Below are 23367 nucleotides of genomic sequence, written 5' to 3' on the forward strand. Positions count from 1 at the left end.
CTATCCAACCCTGACCGGTTCCATGGTGGCCTGCAGTTCAAGTGCCTGCTGCAGGGTGAGGATGCCTCTGGCCTCAAGACGAGGCAGTAGTGCCAGAAAAAGCTCAGCCGTGACCCTGGCATCACCAAGTGCCGTGTGTCTCGAGCCGGCAGCAAAGGCCAGTTGAAAACGACTTGCCAGCGCATCCAGACCATGCCCTTCAAACCCCGGGTCTATGGCTCGGGAAAGCAGCAGGGTGTCCAGTACCGGCATATCAAATGTAATCCCCGCATTCTCAGAGGCTCGGCTGATGGCGAGCATGTCAAATGCGGCGTTATGGGCAACCAGTACACCCTGTCCGACGAAGCTGCGAAAGCGCGGAAGCACAATGGTTAATGGGGGAGCACGTCTGACATCTGCATCAGTCAATCCATGAATGACGGTACTGTCGGCAGGGATGGGGATGCCGGGATTAACCAGTTGCTCGAATGCTTCGTCTGCCAGCAGTTTTCCATTCAGGATTCGACAGGCGCCGATGCTGATGACACTGTCCCCCTCACGAAGCCTAAGCCCCGTTGTTTCGGTATCGAACACCACCATTTCAAGCTGGCGAAGCGGCAGGGCTCCCAGAGTGGCATCCGGGGCCGGTAGTTCTGCAATGCTGAAGTCGTGAAATTCAGGACGTGGTTTTCTGGAACGAACTGGTTCGGGGGCACGCTCCGATGCAGGCAAGGGTATGCGGATACGAGCCTGGCTCTCCTCTTTAAGGCTCCACCAGTCGCTGTTATGCTGATTCAGTACATCGCCCAGTCGTGCCGCCAGGGGCTCTTCTGACAGGGGCATTTCACGCCATTGTTCCAGCAGGCTTTGTGGCAGTGAACCTCCCTGCCAGATCAGATCCATATAGACACGTTTGTTGCCAAGACATATTTCAGCATCAAACAGATTCTGCCCCGTATGCTGTCTGAGCAGTTCGACGAGCACCTCCAGCATGGCCAGCAGAGCGGGGCTGTCTGCTCGGAACCAGGCTGGAATGCCAATCGGGGTCAGGGTGATGTGGCTGGTCGATAGTCGCTCATCAAGTGCTTTCCAGAGGTCGTTGGACCAGGTGTCGTGAAGTTGGCCCTGATCCAGCTGTACTCTTTCAAGAATGCGAGCCAGATTGTCGATCTGATTACCTATGGCAGCTGATTCCTGTTGAACACCCTGTTCCAGTCGGAGCCTGAGGTCACTGCCACTGGCGGTTCCTGACAGGGCTTCTGCGGCGGTTGTCAGGCTTGCGGCGTGGCCTCGCAATGCTGGAATCAGCTCAGCCAGGGGTTGGCGCCAGCGCTGATTGGCGCTCTGGCTCTCTGTGCGATCCTCAAGCGTCAGCAGTACTTCGCCTTGTGTGGCGCTGACTCGGCGCAGGTCGCAGCGTAACCAGCGGCCTTCATGGTGTAGTAGAATCTGTCTTGGTGTGCCATCAGCGGGAAGCCTGTCGAGCGTTTCGGTCAGGTTCTTCACGGGTAATAACTGGCCAAGATGCCTACCGAGGCCAAGAGCAGGGTGGTGGGCGAAGAACTGCTCAGCAGCGGGATTGAGCATCAGTACTCGTTGGTGGGTGTCACACAGTAGCAGGGGGGTCTCGAGCACCTGTAGAACTGCTTCGAGCTCATGGCGGATTCTGGCGGCATCTCTTGCGCCTTCCTCACGGGCCGAAGATAGCGTGTCACGATCTTTCTGCCAGCGCTGGCGCAGCTTGTCGAGGTCCGGTTTCAGCGATGCCAGCCAGCCTTCTGGTGGAAAGTCTTCACGGGCATCGGGGTTCGCAGCCAGGCGGGCAAGCTGTACCTGCAGGTGACGCAGCGGTGCGAAGAGCTTGCGCTCGAGCAGTATGCCGATGATTGCCAGAATCATGCTGCTGCTCATGGCGGTGATCCAGAGCATCCAGCGCGACGTGCCCTCCGGAGCCAGTGCTGCGTCCAATACAAACGCCAATGCCAGGCCGGCAAAAAATGTCAGTCCTGTCAGAAGCAGCCATATTCCCAGTAACTGCTGACGTTTTGGCATCCGTTTATCCCGCTTCGTTTAGCAGATTACGAACTTTGTTCACCAGAGCCTGGGTTGAAAAGGGCTTGGTGATATAATCATCCGCACCTAATGCAAGGCCTTTTTCCCGCTCGACCTCTCTACCGTGGGCCGTCAGCATGATGACCTGCAATTTTTTGAAATCATCACTGCTTCTGATTTTTTCCAGGACATCAAAGCCACTGATGCCCGGCAGGCTGATATCCAGCAGAACCAGATCGGGTCGCTCCCTGTCAATGACCTCCAGGGCTGTTTCCCCATCATCGGCCGTGAAAACATCGAACCCAGCCTGCTCCATCAGAAACTCAAGGGAGAGTAATATGTTGGGCTCGTCATCAACAACCAGTACTTTTGTCATGGTCGATTCTCCGCAGTTCAAGCTATATTGTCATGAGTGTAGTGCTCAGTGGTAGTGCAGGAAAGTATAAGATGCCTTTTAAAGGTGCTGGCCTGTCTTTTGCATGTGAAGCAGACGTTATCATTCAGGTAGTCAAAAGTAATGAATATATTTCCGTGGTTTCAACCGATCATCGAAATTGCCAGCGGAAGAGTGGCAGGTTACGAAGCATTAGCTCGCACACGGAATGAAAAGGGTGAGGTTGTTTCGGCAGCACAGATCTTTTGTGATGCAGCAAGAAGCGTTGAGGAGCGTCGAGACCTGGACAGGCATGTACGGCGCCAGGCGCTGGCCAGGTTTGCAGCGCAACAGGATAATCAGTTTCTGACGGTGAATATCTCACCACAGTGGATAGATTCTCTGTTGAATCTGGATCTGTTGCCGACCCTGGAGATGCTGAAGGAAGCCGGTGTCAGCCCTGATCGTGTCGTGATAGAGATCACCGAGCTTAATGGAGACATTGAGAGGATAAGAGCATTTTCGGAGCGTTATCGGCAGGAAGGGGTCAAAATTGCGTTTGATGACTTCGGCACCGGATTCCAGCAGTTGGATCGTATTCTCGCGTTCAGGCCGGATATTATCAAGCTTGATATGAGAATGTTCCGTCATGGTGCACAGGAGCACCAAAGGAGTGCGTTGTTGCAGATGGTTGGTGATATGGGAGCGCGGCTGGGTTGCAAAATCATCTGTGAGGGTGTTGAAACACCGGAAGAGTTTTTTCTTGCGCTGCATTGTAATGCCAGTTATATCCAGGGCTTTATTTTTGACCCCGCATTGCCCGATTTTGTTGCAGAGGATGCCAAGCGCAGTCAGATGAATGGCTTACTGAATCAGCATCTGGATCTTGCCATAGACGAGACAACCAGGCGTCAGTGGCATGCTGAGCGACTGCATTCTGAGCTGATCGCGTTGCGGGAGTTGCTGGTCAGTGGTGGCGAAGGTGGGCTCGAAACTCATCATCCGGATGAGGATGTACTGAGGTTCTATATCTGCAACCGGGCAGGGCAGCAGATCTCACCCAATTACAGTTATGATCTCGGTATCTGGCACGCTGATGACAGTGTTATCGGCAATAACTGGAGCTGGCGACCCTACTTCTACCAACTGGTAGGGGCGAGTGATTTTGAACGTCGAGTGCTGCGTTCATCACCATATCTGGATATTGCGACTGGTGAGCGCTGTTATACCCTGTCACTGGCGCTTGATGATACCCGGGTGCTGCTGGTGGATGTGAAGGATAGAGCCAAGAGTAATAACCGAATCTCTTCTCTGATTTCATGTCACAGTGACTTGATGCCAGCTTTGTCCTGAGTAGATGGGAGCTGAAAGGTTCGGGCCGAATGAACCGGCCCGAACCTTCTCGGTATCGTCCCGCTACTGCTCCAGACTTTTAAGGAACAGGAGATAGTTTTTACCATCTGTCTCAACCTGATGAATCCGTATCACCATGTAGTCCAGTTCCGGGGCAAACCAGATATAGGTTTCACGATTTGAGCCTTCACCCCGGTCTCGTTCTACCTTGATCGACTTCAACTGGCCGAGTGGGGTGTCTATCACCTCTTCGCCGATGACCCGGAAGCGGTACTCCTGGAGTTTGCCTCCGTCAGCAACCTCATAAATCAGCTCCTCTTTTCCAGCTGCCAGATCCATGCGCATCTGCAACTGGTAGCTGAGCTTATCCTGCACGCCGGGAGTGATGGTCATGCGCCAGGGCTGATTCTCGATATCAGTGGTGACGCTTTCGTTTTCCCAGTCAAATGAGAGTGAAGCTTCGCGGCGCTTGCCCATCACGCGACGCTGGTAGTCATACTTCAGTGGCTTGAGAAAGTCCTCTTCGACCGTAAACTGGCTGACTTCGCGCACACTGGCAAACATGGCAGAGGCCTCAATCGAGAGCTGCCAGGTGCCATCGGCCAGTTGTTTCAGTTCGCGTGTCGCCTCACCGGTGAAAGATATCCCGACATCCATCTCATTGCTGTAAATGGCCTTGTAGGGCGTCAGGCTCAACTCCTCTGCAATGGCACTTGTTTTGCTGCCCAGCAGGGTCAGCATCAGGGTCGCCAGGGTTACGGCTTTTTTCATACAAGCTCCGATAGGTGCACAGAACGGAAAGTGGGTCAGTCTTGCAGTTGGAAACCGCAGCTCGGCAGTAGTTCACCATCAAGCCATACACTTTTGTCTGTGAGGCGCAAACGGTGGCTGCAGAACCAACTGACAGCCACAGGGTAGATTCGGTGTTCCAGCTGATGGACGCGTTGCTGCAGAGTTCCCGCATCATCGCCTGGATGTATGGGTGTTCTGGCCTGAATGATAAGCGGGCCACCATCCAGCTCTTCAGTGACAAAGTGCACGGTGCAGCCATGCTCTGCATCACCCGCTTCTATCGCTCTCTGGTGCGTGTTCAGCCCTTTGTAGAGCGGAAGCAGGGATGGATGAATATTCATCATCCGCCCCTGATAATGACGCACGAAGTCGGCGGTCAGAATACGCATGAAGCCTGCCAGTAGCAACAGATCTGGCTGATGCCTGTCGATCAGCTTGAGTAGCGCCTGATCAAAGCTGTCGCGATCCGGGTACTGTTTGTGATCCAGCGAGTGCGCCGAGATCCCGGCAAGTTCGGCGCGCTGCAGCCCATAAGCGTCGGCGCGGTTACTGATAACCGCGACTATCTGCCCATCTATTTCACCCTGGCTGATGCCATCCATGATCGCCTGCAGATTGGAACCGCTGCCGGAGATCAGCACCACTATCTTCGGTGCCATCCATCAGGCTCCCTGGTTACGCATCTCAACCTGCTCTTCACCTGGCTGGGCAGTCTCTATGCTGCCGATCAACCAGGCTGTTTCACCGGCCTGCTGCATCTCGGCCAGTACTTTATCCTTATCGCCGTCACGCACACAGATAATCATGCCGACACCACAGTTAAAGGTGCGATACATCTCTTTCATCTCGACATTTCCGGCTTCCTGCAGCCACTTGAACACAGGGGGAAGCTCCCAGCTTGCCGTGTTCAGAACTGCTTTGGTATTGGCTGGCAATACGCGCGGGATATTCTCCAGCAGGCCGCCGCCGGTGATGTGAGACAGGGCATTAACCTGATGATTCTTCATCAGGTTAAGCAGGTTCTTGACATAGATGCGGGTTGGTTCCAGCAGAGCCGCAGCCAGTGTGGTATCGCCAAGTGGCTGTTGCAGGTCTGCACCGGTTACTTCAATGATTTTGCGGATCAGTGAGTAGCCGTTGGAGTGAGGGCCGGAGGAGGCCAGTGCGATCAGTGCATCGCCAGACTGCACACGTGAGCCATCTATGATCTCATCTTTTTCGACAACACCGACACAGAAGCCGGCCAGATCGTAATCATCCCCTTCGTACATGCCCGGCATCTCTGCCGTTTCACCACCAACCAGAGCGGCGCCAGCCAGTTCGCAGCCGCGGCCTATGCCTGTCACGACGTCAGCCGCCATGTCCACGTTGAGACGACCAGTGGCGTAGTAGTCAAGGAACAACAGGGGCTCTGCACCAGCTACGATCAGGTCGTTAACGCACATCGCCACCAGGTCGATGCCGATGGTGTCGTGCTTGCCCAGATCCATTGCCAGTCTGAGTTTGGTACCGACACCGTCGGTGCCGGACACCAGTACAGGCTTGCGGTAGCCCTCTGGAATTTCGCACAGAGCGCCGAATCCGCCCAGTCCGCCGAGTACCTCTGGCCGGGCGGTCTTGCGGGCGACGCCTTTGATGCGTTCAACAAGGGCATTGCCTGCATCGATATCGACACCTGCATCTTTATAACTCAGTGAAGTTTTGTCAGAACCTGTAGACATGGCGTTAAGAACCTTTCCAACCAGCGGGGGATCAAAGAAATTTGGTGTGCAAGTTTATCAGGTTGATGGAGAGGGGGCTATTGTGTGTTAAAGTTGGCGCAAAATTTATTGCTATTCGGTTCTGATTCTTATGTTACGACGTCAACATCTTCTTGCGATCTCTCTTGTCTCATTGCTGATGCTCCCCCTTTCTTCAGCCTGGGCCGTGGATGAGACCTTGCTGAGTACAGGACGGATCACGACCCATGATATCAGCGCATTTCCATCGGATGAGCAGTTGCGCTCGGCTCTGGCACAGGTGCTGATCAGAGTCAGTGGTCAGAGTAACATCACAGACCGTGAGGCAGCGAGATTTCTGCTGCAGGATGCCGGGCGTTTCATGCAGCAGTTCAGTTTTGTTCCTCTTTCAGAGCCTGATGCCCAGGGCATGGCCAATGAGCTGGAGATCCAGTTTGACTGGCGCTCGCTCGCCGAAGAGATGCGCGAGCTGGGAATGCCTGTCCTGATGACTGGTCGTCCAACGGTGTTGCTCTGGCTGGCTGAGGAGCAGGGTGGAAGGCGTGACTTTGTCGATTCATCAGACGAGCTCATTCAGAGCCTCAGGCAGGGTGCAAATCAACGTGGCCTGCCACTGCTTTTGCCGATTCTCGATCTGACTGATCAGCAGGCGCTCCCGGTTGGTGATCTCTGGGGTTTTTTCTCAGCCCCCTTGCAGCAGGCTTCCGTTCGTTATGCTCCAGATCTTGTCATGGCTGCTCGAGTTACCGGTTCGGGTGATGCGACACAGATTCAGGCCAGTATATGGACACAGGGGGCGCAGCAGATTCTGCAGGCTTCCGGTGACAGGCCGGTTGCAGCTCGGCAGTTGATGGATCAGATTGCCGATATCGCTTTGCAAGCGGATATGGTGCCAGAGCCTAGGATTACGGCGCCTTTGCCCGGCATGCACCGCCCCCAGGCTGTTCAACCGATTCAGCCGATTCAGCCGGTAGCTTCTGGTGCATCACCTCAGCCCTCAGTCGTATCAGAGCCTTTTTCAGAAGCGGTCATGGAGTTCACACCACCTGGTATTCTGGTGACCATTCATGGGCTGGAGGGTCCCGGAGCTTACCTGGAAGTCACCAACCTGCTCCGAGGTCTGAATGGTGTTCAGTCTGTGCTGCCGGCAACACTGATGCAGGACTCGGCGCAGGTAAGGCTGATGTATGACGGCTCCAGCGCCGAGCTGGAGCAGCTTCTGAATCAGGAGCCAAGGCTGCAGCGACGGTCTGGCGGAAGTTCACTCGAATATGTCTGGAATTGATATAGGATCAGGATGACGGAGCAGACAGCCCCTTTTCAGCTACCGCTTGGTATAACGCTGCGCGATGATGCCCGATTCGAGAACTTCGTTATCGGTGATAATGCGTTGTTGTTTGAAGCGCTCAGGCACTCAGCCACTGGCCAGGGAGAGCAGTTGCTCTATATCTGGGGGCAGCCGAGCACCGGGTGTTCTCATCTGTTGCAATCCTGCTGCCATCTTGCCGACTCAGCGAAGCGCCAGGCTGTCTATCTGCCACTGGCGGAGTTGTTGCAGCATGGTCCCGTTCTGCTGGAGGATATGGATCAACTGGACCTTGTCTGTATCGATGATATCGAACAGATAGCGGGTCTTCCTGCATGGGAGGAGGCGGTATTCCATCTGTTCAACCGTATGCGGGCCCTGCAGCATACCCTGTTGATTGCAAGTAAGCTGCCGCCCAAGACCCTGGGGCTGAAGTTGTCTGATCTTGAGTCGCGTCTGCACTGGGGTATGGTGTTTCGTGTCAACCCGATCAGGGATGACGAGAAAGTGGTGGCGCTCAAGTCGCGGGCTCAGGCACGAGGCTTTGATCTCAGTGATGAAGTGGTGAAGTATATGATGCACCATGGCAGCCGAGATATGGCCAGCCTGCTGAGTGTGTTGAATCGTCTGGATCATGCATCGCTAAGTGCCCAGCGTCGCATTACGGTCCCTTTTGTCAAACAGGTCATGGGCTGGTAAGCGGCAGGAAATACTATAGATGTCAGATCCGAGAGGCGAAGAGAAAGCACGTGATTTTCATGCCCGATCCGAAGAGGAGCAGCAGGCATTTCTGACCAATACCTGGTGTGATAACTGTCATCAGGTGGATCTGGGAATGAGTGAGCCAAGGGAGTATGAGTTGCTGGGTACCATCTTTATCGAAGGTATCTGCAAAGGGTGTGGGCATGTGGTCTGCACTGAGCTGACGGATGAAAGTTTTTGATTTGGTTTCAATTTGTTGAGGTAAAGTGTCAAAGTGCCATCTGATCAGTTTCAGGAGCGTTTCGGGGGAACCCGTCGCCTTTATGGCGAGAGTATTACGAACTATTTTGCTGCTTCACATGTGGCAGTTATCGGTATCGGCGGTGTGGGTTCCTGGGTCGCAGAAGCTCTTGCCAGATCCGCGATGGGCCAGATCACACTGATCGATATGGATGATTTGTGCATCAGTAATACCAATCGTCAGATTCATGCGATGAGTTCAACTATCGGCCAGTCCAAGGTGGAAGTGATGGCACGGCGGATTCGTGATATCAATCCTGAGTGCCGGGTGAATGAGGTATTTGATTTCATCAGCCCAAACAATATCGAGCAGCTGCTGCCACAAGGGCTGGACTATGTTATTGATGCGATCGACAGTGTGCGCGATAAAGCCGCATTGGTTGCCTGGTGCAAGCGGCATAAAATCCCGGTGATCACGATCGGTGGTGCCGGTGGCCAGGTTGATCCGACCCGGATAGCAGTCACCGATCTCAGCAGAACTCAGCAGGACCCGCTGGCTGCCAAGTTGCGTTCTGTATTGCGACGCCATTATAACTTTGGCAAAGGCAAGGATAAGTTTGGCATTGATTGTGTTTACTCGACAGAGCAACTGCGCTACCCACAACCCGATGGTACTGTCTGCCATCAGAAATCCTCAACAGATGGGGCCATGCGCCTTGATTGTGCGGGAGGGTTTGGTGCCAGTACCTGTGTGACGGCGAGCTTCGCCTTTGTCGCGGTTGCCCGCGTTCTGCAGAAAATGCAGGAGCGGTTCGAGCGCCGCCATTCTCAACCTACCTGATACACCTGTTTGTCTAATCGGAATTGAAAACCATGTTCAGCTCTATATCACGGCGCATTTTTTTAACCGCTTTGCTGTTTCTGATGGGTATGCTGGCTGTTCAGCTTGCCGGTTGCTCCAAGCCGGAGCAGAGTAACCCCCGGCTGGAAGGGCAGATCTATGGCACCTTTTGGCAGGTGACCTTGCCTGGCTCCTTTTCCGAGGAGCGTATTGCTGAGCTTCATACCGGGATTGTCGAGGTGCTGCAGCAGATCGATGCGAGCATGTCGACCTATCGTGATGATTCCGAGTTGATGCGGTTCAATCGCCTGCCGGCAGGTGAGTGGATGGTGCTGTCAAAGCCACTGCTGGATGTATTGCTGCTGAGCCAGTCAGTCTCCGAGTCCAGTGATGGTGCGTTTGATGTCACAGTGGGTCGTCTGGTCAATCTATGGAGCTTTGGCCCCGAGCAGAGGCCGTTGGCAATCCCTGATGAGCAGGAGTTGCAGCAGCGCCTGGCACAGGTGGGTTACCAGAATCTGGAGCTGGATATTGAGGGTGGCAGGGCGCGTAAACACAGCGATTGCTTTGTGGATCTCTCGGGTGTTGCCAAGGGGTTTGCGGTGGATGAGGTAGCCAGATGGCTCAAGGGTCAGGGGTTGGAGCATTTTCTTGTCAACATCGGTGGTGATCTGCTGGCTGGTGGAGAGCGTGAGGCAGGGCAGCCCTGGCGTATCGGTGTTGAGGTGCCGCATGAAGGCTTGCCCGCTGCACATCATGTTTTGCCGATTCGTAACATGTCGGTGGCAACATCCGGTGATTATCGTAACTTCTTTGAGGAGGATGGTCAGCGTTTCTCACATACCATCGACCCAACTACCGGCTGGCCAATCAAGCACAACCTTGCATCAGTTACGGTTCTGACCCCGGATAATGCCAGTGCCGATGCCTGGGCGACAGCCTTCATGGTGATGGGTGTTGAGCGCAGTCTGGAAGTGGCTCAGGCTGAAGGGATCAAGTTATTGCTGATCACACGAGAAAACGGTGGTTGGCGGAGTTATATTTCAGAATCAATGGAGGAGTATGTTGGATCTGAGATGGCCAGTGAGCTGCTTGAGCGGCGTTAATGGAGAGGTGTTGAGTTCCGAGATGCCCATTTGCATGAGGTCTGAAACAGCAAATGGGTTTTGTATGCTAAGCTATTGACATTAGAAGTTAATATTGCCTATAGTGCCGCCGCCGCAGTGTCGCGGTGCGATTCAAGAGGACCAGTATGGACCCCAGCAGTTGTTGCTTTACAGCTACCGTACATCGATATGTGTTTAATCCTTGTGTAGCGCTGCCCCGCCAGTCCTGATCTGACCTGCCAGTCAGTCATCCAGTGGGCGCTCTGCTCACGACCGGAGACTGATTATGACTTATGCCAACCTCGTTAATGCCCTGCGCACTGCTCTGGAGCAGCGGGATACTATTGCCATTGAAAAACTGGTCGCAGAGATCCGGCCTGCTGATCTGGCCGAATTTCTGAGTCATGAAGATACTGCTGACAGTCTCAGAATCCTGGCGCACCTGGCGCTGGAAGATCGAGCCGAAGTGTATGGCTACCTGCAGTTATCACAGCAGCATGATATTGCCGAGGAGATGACGGTTGAGGGTCTTGCTCAGCTTCTGTCCTCCATGTCCTCGGATGAGCGTGCCGACCTCTTTAATGTGATGAGTGAAGAGCGTCAGACAGATGTGCTCAAGCTGATGGCGCGTGAAGAGCGTGAGGATCTGCGGCGGCTGTCGAGCTATGAGGAGGGAACTGTTGGAGCGATTATGACCAGCGACTATGCAACCGTGCCGGTAAACACGACGGTCGCACAGGCGTTGGATATCGTACGTAAGACAGCTCCGGATGCAGAAACCATCTATCAGATTTATGTGCTGGACAGACAGCATCGCCTGGTCGGCACCCTGTCGTTGCGTGAGTTGATTCTGAATAAGCCGGCAACAGCCATTGAGGCCTTGATGACAACCGAGTTGGTTGTGATCAGCCCGGAGTCTGAGCAGGAAGATGCATCGCGCATGATCAGTCGTTATGATCTGCTGGCGCTGCCTGTGGTGGATCAGCAACAGCGCCTGGTTGGTATCGTCACCTATGATGATGCGATGGATGTGGCCGAAGCAGAAGCGACAGAAGATATCCTCAAAGGGGGTACGGTCGGTAAGCTGGATGGCGGTCTGAGCAATGCCAGCCTGTTTGTATTGTATCGCAAGCGTATTGTCTGGCTGGTACTGCTGGTGTTTGCCAATATTTTTTCGGCAGCGGGCATCGCCTTTTATGAGGACACTATTCAGGCCTATATCGTACTGGTGTTCTTTTTACCACTGCTGGTAGGGAGTGCGGGTAATGCCGGTTCTCAGGCATCGACCTTGATGGTGCGCGGGATGGCAACAGGAGATGTGGTAACTTCGGACTGGGCAAGACTGTTCGGGCGGGAAATAGTGGTCGCCATAGGGCTGGGGCTGACGATGGCATTGGCTGTGTCGGGTATAGGTGCGTTCAGAGGCGGGGCCGATATTGCACTGGTGGTTTCGCTGAGTATGGTGACAGTGGTCATGGTAGGCAGTCTGGTCGGTATGAGTCTGCCTTTCCTCTTGCATAAACTGGGCTGGGACCCGGCTACAGCGAGCGCGCCATTGGTGGCCACTATTGCTGATGCGGTCGGAGTGTTGATCTATTTCGCCATCGCTACAGCGATTCTGGGGCTATAACTCAACGACTGTTAAAAAGCCCCTCTCCCGAAGGAGAGGGGAATCAAAGTGCATACAACTCAGGAAGAGTTGAGAGATGGGATGCGATTGGTTTCATCTGGAGATGGAAAACCCCTCGCAGTCCTGAACAAGGTCAGGACACTTATCAAGATAGGCTATTTTTGTGCATTGCACAATCGTCAGAGCCCTTTATTTATAGACCGGTTTATTCTAAAAAATATTTTTTTGTTGCGATGCAGCATTAATCCTGATAGTTCATGAATCTGAGTGCATGGCATGAGATATTCAGGTTAAATGTCCGTGCGCAGATGGCTCAGGCGGAAGGGGTGTGCCTGGTAGGTACCCATGATCCTGACCTCTTTTGCAAAGAAGTGCAGCTCCTGAAGAGCGTGCTGCATCGCCTGATCATGTGGATGGCCCTCTACATCCAGGTGAAAACTCGATACCTGCATGGTTTCAGATGCCATGTAGCTTTCCAGCTTGACCATGTTCAGCCCGTTGGTGGCAAATCCACCGAGTGCCTTGTACAGTGCAGCCGGTATATTGCGCACTTTGAACATGATGGTGGTCATGTAGCGCAGATTATCTTCAAGTGGCGGCATCCGGCTCTCTTTGGCCAGGATCAGAAAGCGGGTCGTGTTGCCTGTCTTGTCCTGAAAGTTATCACGCAGAATATCCAGACCATACAGCTCGGCTGCCAGGCTGGAGGCGATGGATGCCTGATCGGGCACGCGAGTTTCTGACAGCTCACGTGCCGAACCGGCTGTATCAAGGCTGGCTACCTGGACAAGCCCCAGCTCCTTGATGTTGCCTTCACACTGCGCCAGTGCCTGGGGGTGTGAGGCAACGCTGCGAAGATCTTCAACCTTGGTGCCAGGAAGCGCGAGCAGGCAGTGGTTCACCGGTTCAAAGTGCTCTCCGATGATATGCAGCTGGGTTTTTGGCATCAGGCGGTAGATCTCCTCCACACGCCCGGCGGTGGAGTTTTCAAGTGGTATCATGGCCAGGCGGGCTTCACCGCGCTCCACCATGAACATCGCTTCAACAAAGCTCTTGCAGGCCTTGGGCTTGAGCTCCGGGTGAACTCTGCTGCAGGAAAGATGGGAATAGGCACCTTCTATGCCCTGATAGGCGATAATATCATTATTCTGAGTCATGATGGCCTTGTTCAACTAAGCACGGTTCATAAAGCATTCATTATGTCACAGGGTTTAGAAATAGGCACGATCAGGCTTTGAAATCAACGAGATCAGCGCCTATCATTGCGACAGAAATATCGTTTCCGATAGTGCACACAGAAATAAGGGAAATACAGATTGGCACAGATAGAGTTTGTTCCGGGGCAACGCTGGATCAGTAATACGGAAGCAGAGCTGGGGCTGGGGCTTGTGCTGGAGTGCGCAAACAGACGAGTTGAGCTGATTTTCCCTGCAGTTGAAGAACGCAGAACCTATGCATCGGATAATGCGCCCCTGAGTCGCGTCTGTTATGAGGTGGGAGAGACGGTCAGCGACAACCAGGGCGTTGAGCTGGAGATCCGGGAGCGTGTCGAGCATAAGGGCTGCTTTATCTATATCGGCCTGGATGCTGAGGGGGACGAGCGTATTCTGCCTGAGCTGGAATTGAACAGTGCAGTGCATTTCAGCAGACCCCAGGAGCGCTTGTTTGCCGGTCAGATCGATCGCAACGGATTATTCAAACTCAGAGTTGAAACCCTGGAGCATCAGCATCGCCTGCGTCAATCACCGGCCTATGGTCTTACCGGCCCCAGGGTTCAATTGCTGCCGCATCAGTTTCATATCGCTGCTGAACTTGCTTCACGCCCTGCGCCGCGTGCCCTGCTGGCAGATGAGGTCGGGCTGGGGAAAACCATTGAAGCGGGTCTGGTGATCCATCAGCGCCTGTTCAGTGGGCATGCTTCGCGGGTGTTGATAGTAGTGCCGGACTCGCTGGTACACCAGTGGCTGGTAGAGATGCTGCGCCGGTTCAATCTGAGCTTTACACTACTGGATGAAGAGCGCTGTGAGGCGCTTGAAGAGTCCGGTACAGATAACCCATTTGAAGGCAGCCAACTGGTCATCTGTGCACTGTCTCTGCTGACTCGTCATGACGTTCGCCAGCAGCAGGCTGAGCAGGCCGGATGGGATATTCTGGTGGTGGATGAGGCACATCACCTGGGCTGGAGTCGCGAGGTCGCAAGTCATGCCTACCTCTGCATCGAAGCGCTGGCAACTCGAATAGCCGGGGTATTATTGCTGACGGCGACACCAGAGCAGCTGGGCCCTGCCGGGCACTTTGCCCGACTCAAGCTGCTGGATCCCGAGCGTTACCACGACCTTGATGCGTTTCTGGCAGAAGAGCGCCAATACCATCACCTCAACCGTATCGTGTCACCGCTGCTGGAAAACAATGGTGCGGAGCTGTTGCGAGAGGATGCTCTTCTGCAGCGTGATGCTGAGGCCTGGGCGGGTAAGAATGCTATTTCCGCCTGGCTTGAGCTGCCACAGATAGAGCAGCCAGCAGCATTGAACAAACTTGTAAAGGAGCTGGTGGATAGGCAGGGAACGGGGCGCGTACTGTTTCGTAACACCCGCCAGACCATCAGCGGCTTCCCGGCGCGTATTCTGCATACCTATCCGCTGGAACCGCATGACATATACGACATCATGCAGGGGGATGCCGAGCTGGAGGCCTGTCTGCATCCCGAGTTACTGCTGGGCGAGGACTGGATCAAGCTGGACCCGCGTGTCGAGTGGTTACAGCAGTGGATCAGGAGTAACAAAAAAGAGAAGGCGCTTGTCATCTGCGCTCATGCAGCCAGCGCAATAGCGCTTGAAAATCATCTGTCGATGCAGGGCGTGCGCAGTTCCGTATTCCATGAGGGGATGAGTCTGGTCAACCGGGATCGCAGTGCGGCCTACTTTGCAGATGAGGAGTTGGGTGCGCAGGTGCTGGTTTGCTCTGAAATCGGCAGCGAAGGGCGCAACTTTCAGTTCTGCCACCACCTGATCATGTTTGATCTGCCGCTCAGTCCTGATCTGGTGGAACAGCGTATCGGGCGTCTGGATCGTATCGGGCAGCACCGGGACGTGCAGATCCATCTGCCGTATTACAGCAGCAGCCCTGTTGAGGTGTTGATGCGCTGGTATCGGGATGGCCTGGATCTGTTCAGCCGGGTCTGTACCGTCGGGGATGCACTGTATCATCAGTTTGCCAAGCCGCTGCGTGACGCCATGCATGAGCCGGGTGACCCCTATTCGCTGGCGCGTCTGATTGATGAAACGCTGCTGGTAAGAGAGGAGCTGGAAGACGAGCTGGCGAACGGACGGGATCGCCTGCTGGAGCTCAGCAGTTGTAACACACCAGCGGCCGAGCGCTTGCTGGAGCAGGTAAGAGAGCATGAGTCCAGCGATCTGCTGCAGCCCTATGCCGAGCGTCTGTTTGATCGGGTGGGCATCAGTGTTCAGCCACATGGACAAAAGGGGATTATCCTGCAGCAAGGCGAGAATATGCTCTGCCATCTGGCGGGTCTGCCTGAAGAGGGACTGACCCTTACCTTCAGTCGCAAGCAGGCACTGGTGCGTGAGGATATTCAGTTTCTGACCTGGGAGCACCCCTTGCTGAATGAGGTGATGGAGCTGATCGGACGCGGGGAGCTTGGTAACAATACTATCTGCTCCTTGAGGCTGCCGGCTCTGACACCCGGCCTCATCCTGTTGGAGGCGATTTACGACCTGCATCTGTCTGCACCAAAATCCCTGCAGCTTTCCCGCTTCCTGCCATGTGGCTATCTGCGCACACTGGTTGACAGTGAGGGCAGGGATCTGTCTGGCGTTCTGGGTCATGCACCGCTGAACCAGTTGGCGCAGCCGATCCCACTATCCACCGCACAGAAAATGATGCGTCTGGCGCGTGATCAGATCAGCAGCCAACTGACCAAATCGAATGAGCTGGCTGAAAGGCAGCGTCCTGCAATCATAGAGCAGGCGTTGGTGCGGATGCAGCAACTGAGAAGTGCAGAGTATGAGCGTCTTCAGGCTCTGGCGGCAGTCAATCCAGCCATTCGTGATGAGGAGCTGGACATTCACCGGACACAGACACAGCAGATGCATGATGCGCTGACACGTGCAGATCTGAAACTGGACGCTTTGCGGGTGATCGTTGTCAGCGAATAATCCATGTGGATACTGCCGGGAAGCACACAGTCAAGAGTGGCTTATCCCGGCAGACTGCTGAATGTCTGTTTGCGGTGACTGATCCAGACCATTGCCATGGCGATCAGTACCGCAGGCAGCATCAGCAGGTTGAGTACCTCCCACCCGAGCTGCATTTGAAAATGGCCGGCCAGCAGGCTACCCAGGGCGGCCGCTCCAAATACACAGAAATCATTCAACCCCTGTACCTTGGCTTTTTCGGCAGGGCGGTAGGTGTGTGTCAGCAGGGATGTGGCTCCTATAAAGGTAAAATTCCAGCCGATACCCAGTGCAACCAGTGCTGTCCAGAAGTGCCAGTACAGAATGCCGAGCTGATTCAGCAGTATGCAGCCTATCAGCAACAGGCAGCCGCTCTGGATGATCTTGATCTCGCCGAAACGACTGATCAGCTTGCCGGTGAAAAATGAGGGCAGGAACATCCCCAGCACATGCCATTGAATCACGCTGGCAGTACTGCTGAAGTTGAATCCACACTCAACCATCGCCAGTGGAGTGGCGGTCATGACCAGCACCATCACACCATAGCCGATCATGCCGGATGAGATCGCGGCCACCAGTTGCGGCTGCTTCAGCAGATCAGCATAGGAGCGCACATCACCATGCTGCTCTGCAAAGGTGGGTTTTTTCAGTGGTAGCAGACTGATCAGTATCAGGGTGATGACATACAGCATGATTAGCGCTGCAAATGCTCCGAGATACTGGCGATCCGGGAAAAAATGCTCTGTCCAGATAGCCAGGTTGGGTCCGAGTATGGCCGCCAGAACGCCGCCAGCCATGACCATCCCAATGGCGCGTGAATGCAGTGCAGGCTCACAACCCTCTACGGCTGCAAAGCGATACTGTTGCCCGACGCCTATCGCCATGCCCAGCAGAAAGGTGCTGATGCAGAACAGGACAAAGTGATTGGAGGAGAGGGCGACGAAGGCCAGTACAGCGCCTGCAACGCCAGTCAGATTGCCCAGTAGAAATCCTGTTTTGCGTCCCAACCAGCGCATCAGGTGTGCGGCAGGGATGGTGACGCCCATCAATCCGAGAAACTGCAGTGCAACCGGGAGCGTAACCAGGGCAAAGGATGGGGCAATCTGTTGTCCTATCAGTGCCGTGACTGACACCAGCAGGATATTCCCAGTTATCAGCAGCGCCTGACCCAGCGCAAGCCCCCAGACTGTAATCGGCATCCTTGTCTCCCTGATTATGCAACTGTTTATGAAAGAAAAAGCGAATATAGCATGTAAATCGGAATTCGGTCTTCAGTTTCAGGTCTGTTGGCCGATCACATGACTAGCGGCGCTCAAACTGTTAGAGTGCCTGCATGGCTGCATATGGCATTTTGCAGTCAGGAATTGCGTAAAAGGAGTCAAATATGAGTATGGTCAGCAGTCTGAGTAGTGTGTTCACTGGGCTTGAGTCGGCACAGCTTAAAAATCAGGTGTCTGTCAAAGTTGCTAAAATGGCACTGGATCAGGCGGCACAACAGGGGGAAATGTTGGTTAATCTGATACCCGATGCGCCTGCCAGCAGTGGTTCATCCGGTTCACTGGGGCAAATCATCAATACCAAGGCCTGAGCCACTTCGATTTCAGGCCACATCCAGATACAATACTTTTATAGCTCCAAGACTTGTATAGCTTAATACCTGTTTAGCTTAAAATATGTATAGCTTTATGAGCTTATACTTCAGCGTTCTTTCAACTCCAACACCCTTCAGATAAGCCCTGCATGATACTTTACATCGCTGAAAAACCGAGTCTGGGTCGTGCTATTGCTGAGGCTTTACCCGGCTCCAGGCAGAAGGGGGATGGTTTTATTCGTTGCGGCTCGGATGCTGTAGTCAGTTGGTGCATCGGTCATCTTCTGGAGCAGGCCGAGCCTGATACCTATGATGCGGCATTCAAACAGTGGCGTCCGGAACATCTTCCGATCATACCTGAGCAGTGGCAGTTGCAACCCAAAAGCAGCACGCGCAAGCAACTGACAGTGTTGCGTAAACTGATCAAGGAGGCGGATCAACTGGTGCATGCCGGTGATCCCGACCGTGAAGGGCAGTTACTGGTCGATGAGGTGATTGCCTATCTCAAGGTGCCAGCCGATAAGCGTCAGCACATGCAACGCTGCCTGATCAACGATCTCAACCTGGATGCGGTGCGCCGGGCCCTGGGTCGATTGCAATCCAATCGTGATTATATCCCTCTCTCCACGTCTGCGCTGGCTCGATCCCGTGCCGACTGGCTTTATGGTATCAACCTGACCCGAGCCTGTACGCTCCAGGGCAGAAAGGCTGGTTATCAGGGCGTGCTGTCAGTCGGGCGGGTACAAACGCCAGTGCTGGGGCTGGTGGTCAGGCGCGATGAGGCGATTGAACATTTCGTTGCCAAGGCCTATTACGAAGTGCTGGCCCTGCTCGAAACTGAAAAAGGTGAACAGTTTCGCGCCAGATGGCAACCCAGCGAAGCCTGTCTGCCCTATCAGGACGAGGAGGGGCGAGTCCTTTCGCGCGCACTGGCAGACAATGTCGTCAGGCGTATTACCGGGCAGCCGGGTGTCGTGACCGAGACCAGCCGTCAGCGCAAGAAACAGGCGGCGCCACTACCTTATAGTCTGTCATCTTTGCAGATAGACGCAGCCCGGCGCTTTGGCTTCAGCGCGCAACAGGTGCTGGATCTGTGCCAGGGGCTGTATGAGCGGCATAAACTGATCACCTATCCCCGCTCAGATTCGCGTTATCTGCCACAAGAGCACTTTGCTCAGGCGGATATGGTGGTCAAAGCGATCCATCAGGTGAGTCCAGCGCTGCAGGGTGCAGTGGCAGGTGCTGATCTCAGGCTGCGCAGCAAGGCCTGGAATGACAGTAAGGTTGATGCACACCATGCGATCATCCCCACGCAGAAGAAACTTGATCCAGCGCGTTTGTCTTCACAGGAACAGAAACTCTACGAACTGATTGCACGACAGTATCTGATGCAGTTCTATCCACCCTGGCAGTATGAAGACAGACGCATTGATGTCGAGGTGACTGGTGGGCAGTTTGTTGCCAAGGCTCGTCAGACGGTCGATCCCGGGTGGAAGGTACTGACCGGTAGTGCTGCCGCTTCAGATGAGCCAGGTGATGAGTATGAGCAGTCATCACTGCCTGATCTGAAGAAAGGAGACGCTCTGACCTGCCTCCAGGGCGAGTTGCTGGAGAAGCAGACACAGCCACCGAAACCCTTCACTGATGCTACCTTGCTGTCTGCCATGACCGGCATCTCACGTTATGTCAGTGATCCCGAAGTACGCAAGATCCTGAAGGATACTGATGGGCTGGGCACAGAAGCTACCCGCGCCGGCATCATAGAGCTGCTGTTTCGGCGACAGTTTCTGATACGACAGGGAAAACAGATACACGCCACACAAGCCGGGCGAGGCCTGATCAACAGCCTGCCTGAGGCAACGACTCTGCCGGATATGACCGCACAGTGGGAAGCGCAGCTGGAAGCTATCAGCAAGCGTGAAGCCAGTTATGCCGCCTTTATGCAACCGATGGAAGGTTATCTGAGGCAGTTGCTGGGAGAGGTGTTCAGCAAGTTGCCACAGATACCGGCATCGGCTGCACCTGTCAGGCGGCGGGCGACGAAAAAAACGGCGGGTAAGTCGCGCCGTGACAGGCTCTAAAACCGCTGCTGCTACGCGAAAGAGGACTCGGACGCATAAAGTGGCTAGCACATGAGTGTTTAGTTGAAGCAATTGTGTCAGCCTAATAGCATATTGATGCTGCTTGGTAGTAACAGGGCAAAAAACAAGGGTAGTATGAAATGGCTAAAGACCTCACGGAATCGTCCCATGACCGCCAGAATATCCTCAACAACCGCTACGCTCTGCAACAGGCCGAGCAGCACCTGAGCTTGGGTGGCGTTCAGTTTCAGGGAGAAACGGTGTTTACGAAGCAGCAGCTTATGCTGCTGTATGAGGTGAGTGACAGTACTATTGAAAAATATCTGGTGAGCCATGCCAACGAATTAAAAGCCAATGGCTACACAGTGCTAAAAGGGAGTAAGCTCAAGGAATTCAAAAAGTTAATGAATGGTACCGTAACCAATTACGGTACCAAAACAAGTGCTCTTGGCGTTTTTTCTTTTCGAGCAGTCTTAAACCTCGGCATGCTACTCACAGAGAGCGAGCCTGCGCGTCTGTTGCGTTCGCGCCTGCTCGACATCGTTTTGGATGTAATGGCTGAGCGTGCTGGCGGACACACCAAGTTCATTAACCAGCGGGATGAGAATTATCTGCTAGCTGCATTCCAGGAAGAGAACTATCGTCGCCAGTTTACCGACGCCCTGGATAGCTATGTTGAAGGTAACAACTGGAAATATGCCCGCTTCACCAACTTGATATACCAGAGCATTTTTCATGAGAATGCCGCGGAATATAAAAAGGTGCTGAAGCTGGCAGAAAAAGAAAAAATCCGTGAGACCATGTACTCTGAAGTGCTGAACCTTATCGCGAGTTTTGAGTCTGGCATTGCGCATGAGTTGGAAAAGGCCAGCCAAGCTCAGGGTTGTAAACTCACACAGAAAGAAGCAGAGAATTTGTTTGCCAGCTTTGAACAGCATCCGTTGTTCAGGCCGTTAATCCTCGATGCGAGAACTAAAATGGCCAGCCGGGATCTGTGCTTCAGAGACGCTTTGCATGAAAAATTGGAAGCTTACATTCAGTCGGTACCTGAAGCCGATTTCGAGCGTTTTCTGGGTGAAAAGAGCAAGTCTCTGGAAGAGCAATTGAGTGATCCGGACACTCTCGCTGTATTCAAACGCCTGAAGGATCGCTGATATGGCCGATTCAGACCTAGGCATCCGGTATCTTTATTTCGATGCTAGACATGCAGTAGAGATTCACGATTGGATCATAGAGAACTCTGGTGGGCTTGCCGGTACCAAGGATATCGGGCAGTTGGAAAGCCCACTGGAGCATATCCAAAATGACTTGTACTACCCGGAAATGGAAGACAAGCTCACGCATTTGGTGTTTTCCATTAATAAACATCATGCATTCAACGATGGCAATAAGCGATCTTCGCTTGCATTGGGTGCCTACTTCCTTGAACTGAACGGCTTCGATTATGTGGTAAAACGGTTTGTGAAAGAGATGGAGAACATCGCTGTCTGGGTAGCGGATAACGTGATTGATAAAAGCCTGCTGTACCAGATTATCAGCTCAATACTTTATGAAGATGACTATTCAGAGACTGTGAAGCTGGCTATTGTAGAAGCCATAGAGGCCGCAGAGCAATTTAAACAGTGATGTGCCTTTAAGCCCTCAGCAGCTATTCATAGTAAGGAAGTATAAGTGACTTCAGTTAATGACCTCCCATCCCCCCAGCCCTCTCTGGAGTCATCGGATAACTCTGTCGACAAGATCTGCTTCGGCGAAGGCAGGATCACCATAGAGCAGATCAATCTCATTGCTAGGCGCAGGTTAACAGTCAGCCTGTCGAGCAGCGCCGAATTTGCTCATAAGATAGATAGCGCTGTCGCATTTCTGGATAAGCTTCTTGAAGAAGATGGCGTGATTTATGGTGTCACGACCGGTTATGGCGACAGTTGTACCGTCAAGGTGCCGCTGTCGCAGGTATATGAGCTGCCGATCCATCTGACACGATTTCATGGCTGTGGCCTCGGTGATAACTTTTCACCACAGGAAGGTCGCGCCATTCTGGCCACGCGTCTGTGCTCACTGACCCAGGGCTACTCCGGCGTCAGCTGGGATCTGCTCAGGCAACTGACTCTCTTCCTCAATCAGGATGTTGTGCCGGTGATTCCACAGGAGGGCAGTGTCGGTGCCAGTGGTGACCTGACACCGCTGTCCTATTTGGCTGCGAGCTTGATCGGAGAGCGTGAAGTCTATTACCGGGGCAGGATACGTCCTGCCGCCGAGGTACTGGCTGAACTGAACACGGCACCGATCCGGCTGCGTCCGAAAGAGGGGCTGGCCATCATGAACGGCACAGCTGTGATGACGGCGCTGGCCTGTATCGCCTATGAGCGTGCCGAGTATCTGACGCGACTGTCCAGCCGACTTACCGCTCTGGCCAGCCTGGCTCTGCAGGGCAATGGCCATCATTTTGATGAGATACTTTTCAGCGTTAAACCACATCCGGGTCAGAACGAAGTGGCCAGCTGGATTCGTGACGATCTGAATCACCATGAACACCCTCGTAACTCCGATCGCTTGCAGGATCGCTACTCCATCCGCTGCGCACCGCATATCACCGGGGTGTTGCGAGATGCGCTGCCCTGGTTCAGGCAGATGATCGAAAACGAGCTGAACAGCGCCAATGACAACCCGATCATCGATGGTATCGGTGAGCATGTGTTGCATGGTGGGCATTTTTACGGTGGCCATATCGCCATGGTGATGGACAGTATGAAGAATGCAGTCGCTAATCTGGCCGACCTGCATGATCGCCAGATGGCACTGTTGATGGATGTGAAGTTCAATAACGGCCTGCCGGCCAATCTGTCCGCTGCCGAAGCGGAGCGCCAGTTTATCAATCATGGTTTCAAGGCGGTGCAGATAGGGTGCTCCGCCTGGACGGCAGAGGCTCTGAAGCTGACCATGCCGGCGAGTGTCTTCTCGCGCTCGACCGAGTGTCACAACCAGGACAAGGTGAGTATGGGGACGATAGCGGCCCGTGACTGTTTGCGTGTACTGCAGCTGACCGAGCAGGTCATGGCTGCAATGTTGATGGCAGTGCAGCAGGGCGTTCAGCTGCGGATACGGCAGGGACAGCTCAAGCAGGAAAGTTTGTCACCACCGATACAGTCTATGCTTGCTGAGTTGCAGGAGTCTTGTCCGCTGCTGGTCGAAGATCGTCGTCTGGACAGCGAGCTTCGTCAACTGGTATCAGGTATTCAAGAGCAAAGGTGGCTCCTGTATCAGGAGGCTGTCAGGCCATGATGGCCAATAGCATGACCCGTCATTGATCAACCCTGAATACGCTCCACTGTATTTTTCGTGTACAATCCCCACCCCTGAGCCTTCCCGGTCCATCCTCAACTTGTTAA

Annotated in this window: 20 protein-coding genes; 13 read left to right on the forward strand and 7 right to left on the reverse strand. The window is 53.9% G+C overall.

What is annotated here, in order from left to right:
- Positions 1-2031, reverse strand: coding sequence for a 3'-5' exonuclease (locus tag F7R27_RS06915; protein ID WP_151703495.1), 2031 nt, complete (start codon positions 2029-2031; stop codon positions 1-3).
- Between the two features lie 4 nt (positions 2032-2035).
- Positions 2036-2407 carry a response regulator transcription factor gene (locus F7R27_RS06920; RefSeq protein WP_151703496.1) on the reverse strand — a complete coding sequence of 124 codons (372 nt, stop codon included), beginning with the start codon at positions 2405-2407 and terminating at the stop codon, positions 2036-2038.
- A gap of 141 nt (positions 2408-2548) precedes the next feature.
- Here F7R27_RS06920 and F7R27_RS06925 point away from each other — a divergent pair, with 141 nt between their 5' ends.
- Entirely contained in the window at positions 2549-3757 is a 1209-nt protein-coding gene (locus F7R27_RS06925; protein ID WP_151703497.1) for an EAL domain-containing protein, read from the forward strand.
- A gap of 63 nt (positions 3758-3820) precedes the next feature.
- On the opposite strand, the gene F7R27_RS06930 is transcribed toward F7R27_RS06925, so the two are convergent.
- The 3 genes from F7R27_RS06930 to purM are packed head-to-tail and all read right to left on the reverse strand — an operon-like array spanning position 3821 to position 6270.
- Positions 3821-4528, reverse strand: a complete 708-nt coding sequence (locus F7R27_RS06930) for a DUF3108 domain-containing protein (protein WP_151703498.1) — start codon at positions 4526-4528, stop codon at positions 3821-3823.
- 35 nt (positions 4529-4563) lie between these two features.
- Positions 4564-5208: a phosphoribosylglycinamide formyltransferase gene (gene purN / locus F7R27_RS06935; RefSeq protein ID WP_151703499.1), complete on the reverse strand. Its 645-nt coding sequence runs from the start codon at positions 5206-5208 to the stop codon at positions 4564-4566.
- Positions 5209-5211: 3 nt separating this feature from the next.
- Positions 5212-6270 carry a phosphoribosylformylglycinamidine cyclo-ligase gene (gene purM, locus F7R27_RS06940; RefSeq protein WP_151703500.1) on the reverse strand — a complete coding sequence of 353 codons (1059 nt, stop codon included), beginning with the start codon at positions 6268-6270 and terminating at the stop codon, positions 5212-5214.
- A gap of 130 nt (positions 6271-6400) precedes the next feature.
- Here purM and F7R27_RS06945 point away from each other — a divergent pair, with 130 nt between their 5' ends.
- The 6 genes from F7R27_RS06945 (at position 6401) to mgtE (ending at position 12113) form a co-directional block, all read left to right on the forward strand.
- On the forward strand, positions 6401-7573 hold the full coding sequence (locus tag F7R27_RS06945; RefSeq protein ID WP_151703501.1) for a DUF2066 domain-containing protein: 1173 nt from the start codon (positions 6401-6403) through the stop codon (positions 7571-7573).
- A gap of 12 nt (positions 7574-7585) precedes the next feature.
- Complete coding sequence (gene hda, locus F7R27_RS06950) at positions 7586-8293, forward strand: DnaA regulatory inactivator Hda (protein WP_151703502.1); 708 nt, start codon at positions 7586-7588, stop codon at positions 8291-8293.
- A gap of 19 nt (positions 8294-8312) precedes the next feature.
- Entirely contained in the window at positions 8313-8537 is a 225-nt protein-coding gene (locus F7R27_RS06955) for a hypothetical protein (protein ID WP_151703503.1), read from the forward strand.
- Positions 8538-8570: 33 nt separating this feature from the next.
- Positions 8571-9377, forward strand: a complete 807-nt coding sequence (gene tcdA, locus F7R27_RS06960; RefSeq protein WP_151703504.1) for a tRNA cyclic N6-threonylcarbamoyladenosine(37) synthase TcdA — start codon at positions 8571-8573, stop codon at positions 9375-9377.
- Between the two features lie 32 nt (positions 9378-9409).
- Positions 9410-10483 carry an FAD:protein FMN transferase gene (locus tag F7R27_RS06965; RefSeq protein ID WP_240776271.1) on the forward strand — a complete coding sequence of 358 codons (1074 nt, stop codon included), beginning with the start codon at positions 9410-9412 and terminating at the stop codon, positions 10481-10483.
- Positions 10484-10769: 286 nt separating this feature from the next.
- On the forward strand, positions 10770-12113 hold the full coding sequence (gene mgtE, locus F7R27_RS06970) for a magnesium transporter (RefSeq protein ID WP_151703505.1): 1344 nt from the start codon (positions 10770-10772) through the stop codon (positions 12111-12113).
- Between the two features lie 290 nt (positions 12114-12403).
- On the opposite strand, the gene F7R27_RS06975 is transcribed toward mgtE, so the two are convergent.
- Positions 12404-13270 carry a prephenate dehydratase gene (locus F7R27_RS06975; RefSeq protein ID WP_151703506.1) on the reverse strand — a complete coding sequence of 289 codons (867 nt, stop codon included), beginning with the start codon at positions 13268-13270 and terminating at the stop codon, positions 12404-12406.
- Between the two features lie 159 nt (positions 13271-13429).
- Here F7R27_RS06975 and rapA point away from each other — a divergent pair, with 159 nt between their 5' ends.
- Positions 13430-16288: an RNA polymerase-associated protein RapA gene (gene rapA / locus F7R27_RS06980; RefSeq protein WP_151703507.1), complete on the forward strand. Its 2859-nt coding sequence runs from the start codon at positions 13430-13432 to the stop codon at positions 16286-16288.
- A gap of 41 nt (positions 16289-16329) precedes the next feature.
- Here the strand turns inward: rapA and F7R27_RS06985 are convergent, their stop codons facing one another.
- Positions 16330-17505 carry an MFS transporter gene (locus F7R27_RS06985; protein WP_151703508.1) on the reverse strand — a complete coding sequence of 392 codons (1176 nt, stop codon included), beginning with the start codon at positions 17503-17505 and terminating at the stop codon, positions 16330-16332.
- Between the two features lie 185 nt (positions 17506-17690).
- Here F7R27_RS06985 and F7R27_RS06990 point away from each other — a divergent pair, with 185 nt between their 5' ends.
- The 5 genes from F7R27_RS06990 (at position 17691) to F7R27_RS07010 (ending at position 23260) form a co-directional block, all read left to right on the forward strand.
- Positions 17691-17894, forward strand: coding sequence for a YjfB family protein (locus F7R27_RS06990; protein ID WP_151703509.1), 204 nt, complete (start codon positions 17691-17693; stop codon positions 17892-17894).
- Positions 17895-18046: 152 nt separating this feature from the next.
- Positions 18047-19978 (forward strand): DNA topoisomerase III, encoded by a 1932-nt coding sequence (locus F7R27_RS06995; protein ID WP_151703510.1) that lies wholly within the window; start codon positions 18047-18049, stop codon positions 19976-19978.
- A 140-nt stretch (positions 19979-20118) separates the two neighbouring features.
- Positions 20119-21132 (forward strand): DNA-binding protein, encoded by a 1014-nt coding sequence (locus F7R27_RS07000; protein ID WP_151703511.1) that lies wholly within the window; start codon positions 20119-20121, stop codon positions 21130-21132.
- Between the two features lies 1 nt (position 21133).
- Positions 21134-21604, forward strand: coding sequence for a type II toxin-antitoxin system death-on-curing family toxin (locus F7R27_RS07005; protein ID WP_151703512.1), 471 nt, complete (start codon positions 21134-21136; stop codon positions 21602-21604).
- A gap of 45 nt (positions 21605-21649) precedes the next feature.
- Positions 21650-23260, forward strand: a complete 1611-nt coding sequence (locus F7R27_RS07010; protein ID WP_240776273.1) for an HAL/PAL/TAL family ammonia-lyase — start codon at positions 21650-21652, stop codon at positions 23258-23260.
- The last annotated feature ends 107 nt before the right edge of the window (positions 23261-23367 follow it).

Source organism: Nitrincola alkalilacustris (genome assembly GCF_008973755.1).
Lineage (GTDB): Bacteria > Pseudomonadota > Gammaproteobacteria > Pseudomonadales > Balneatricaceae > Nitrincola > Nitrincola alkalilacustris.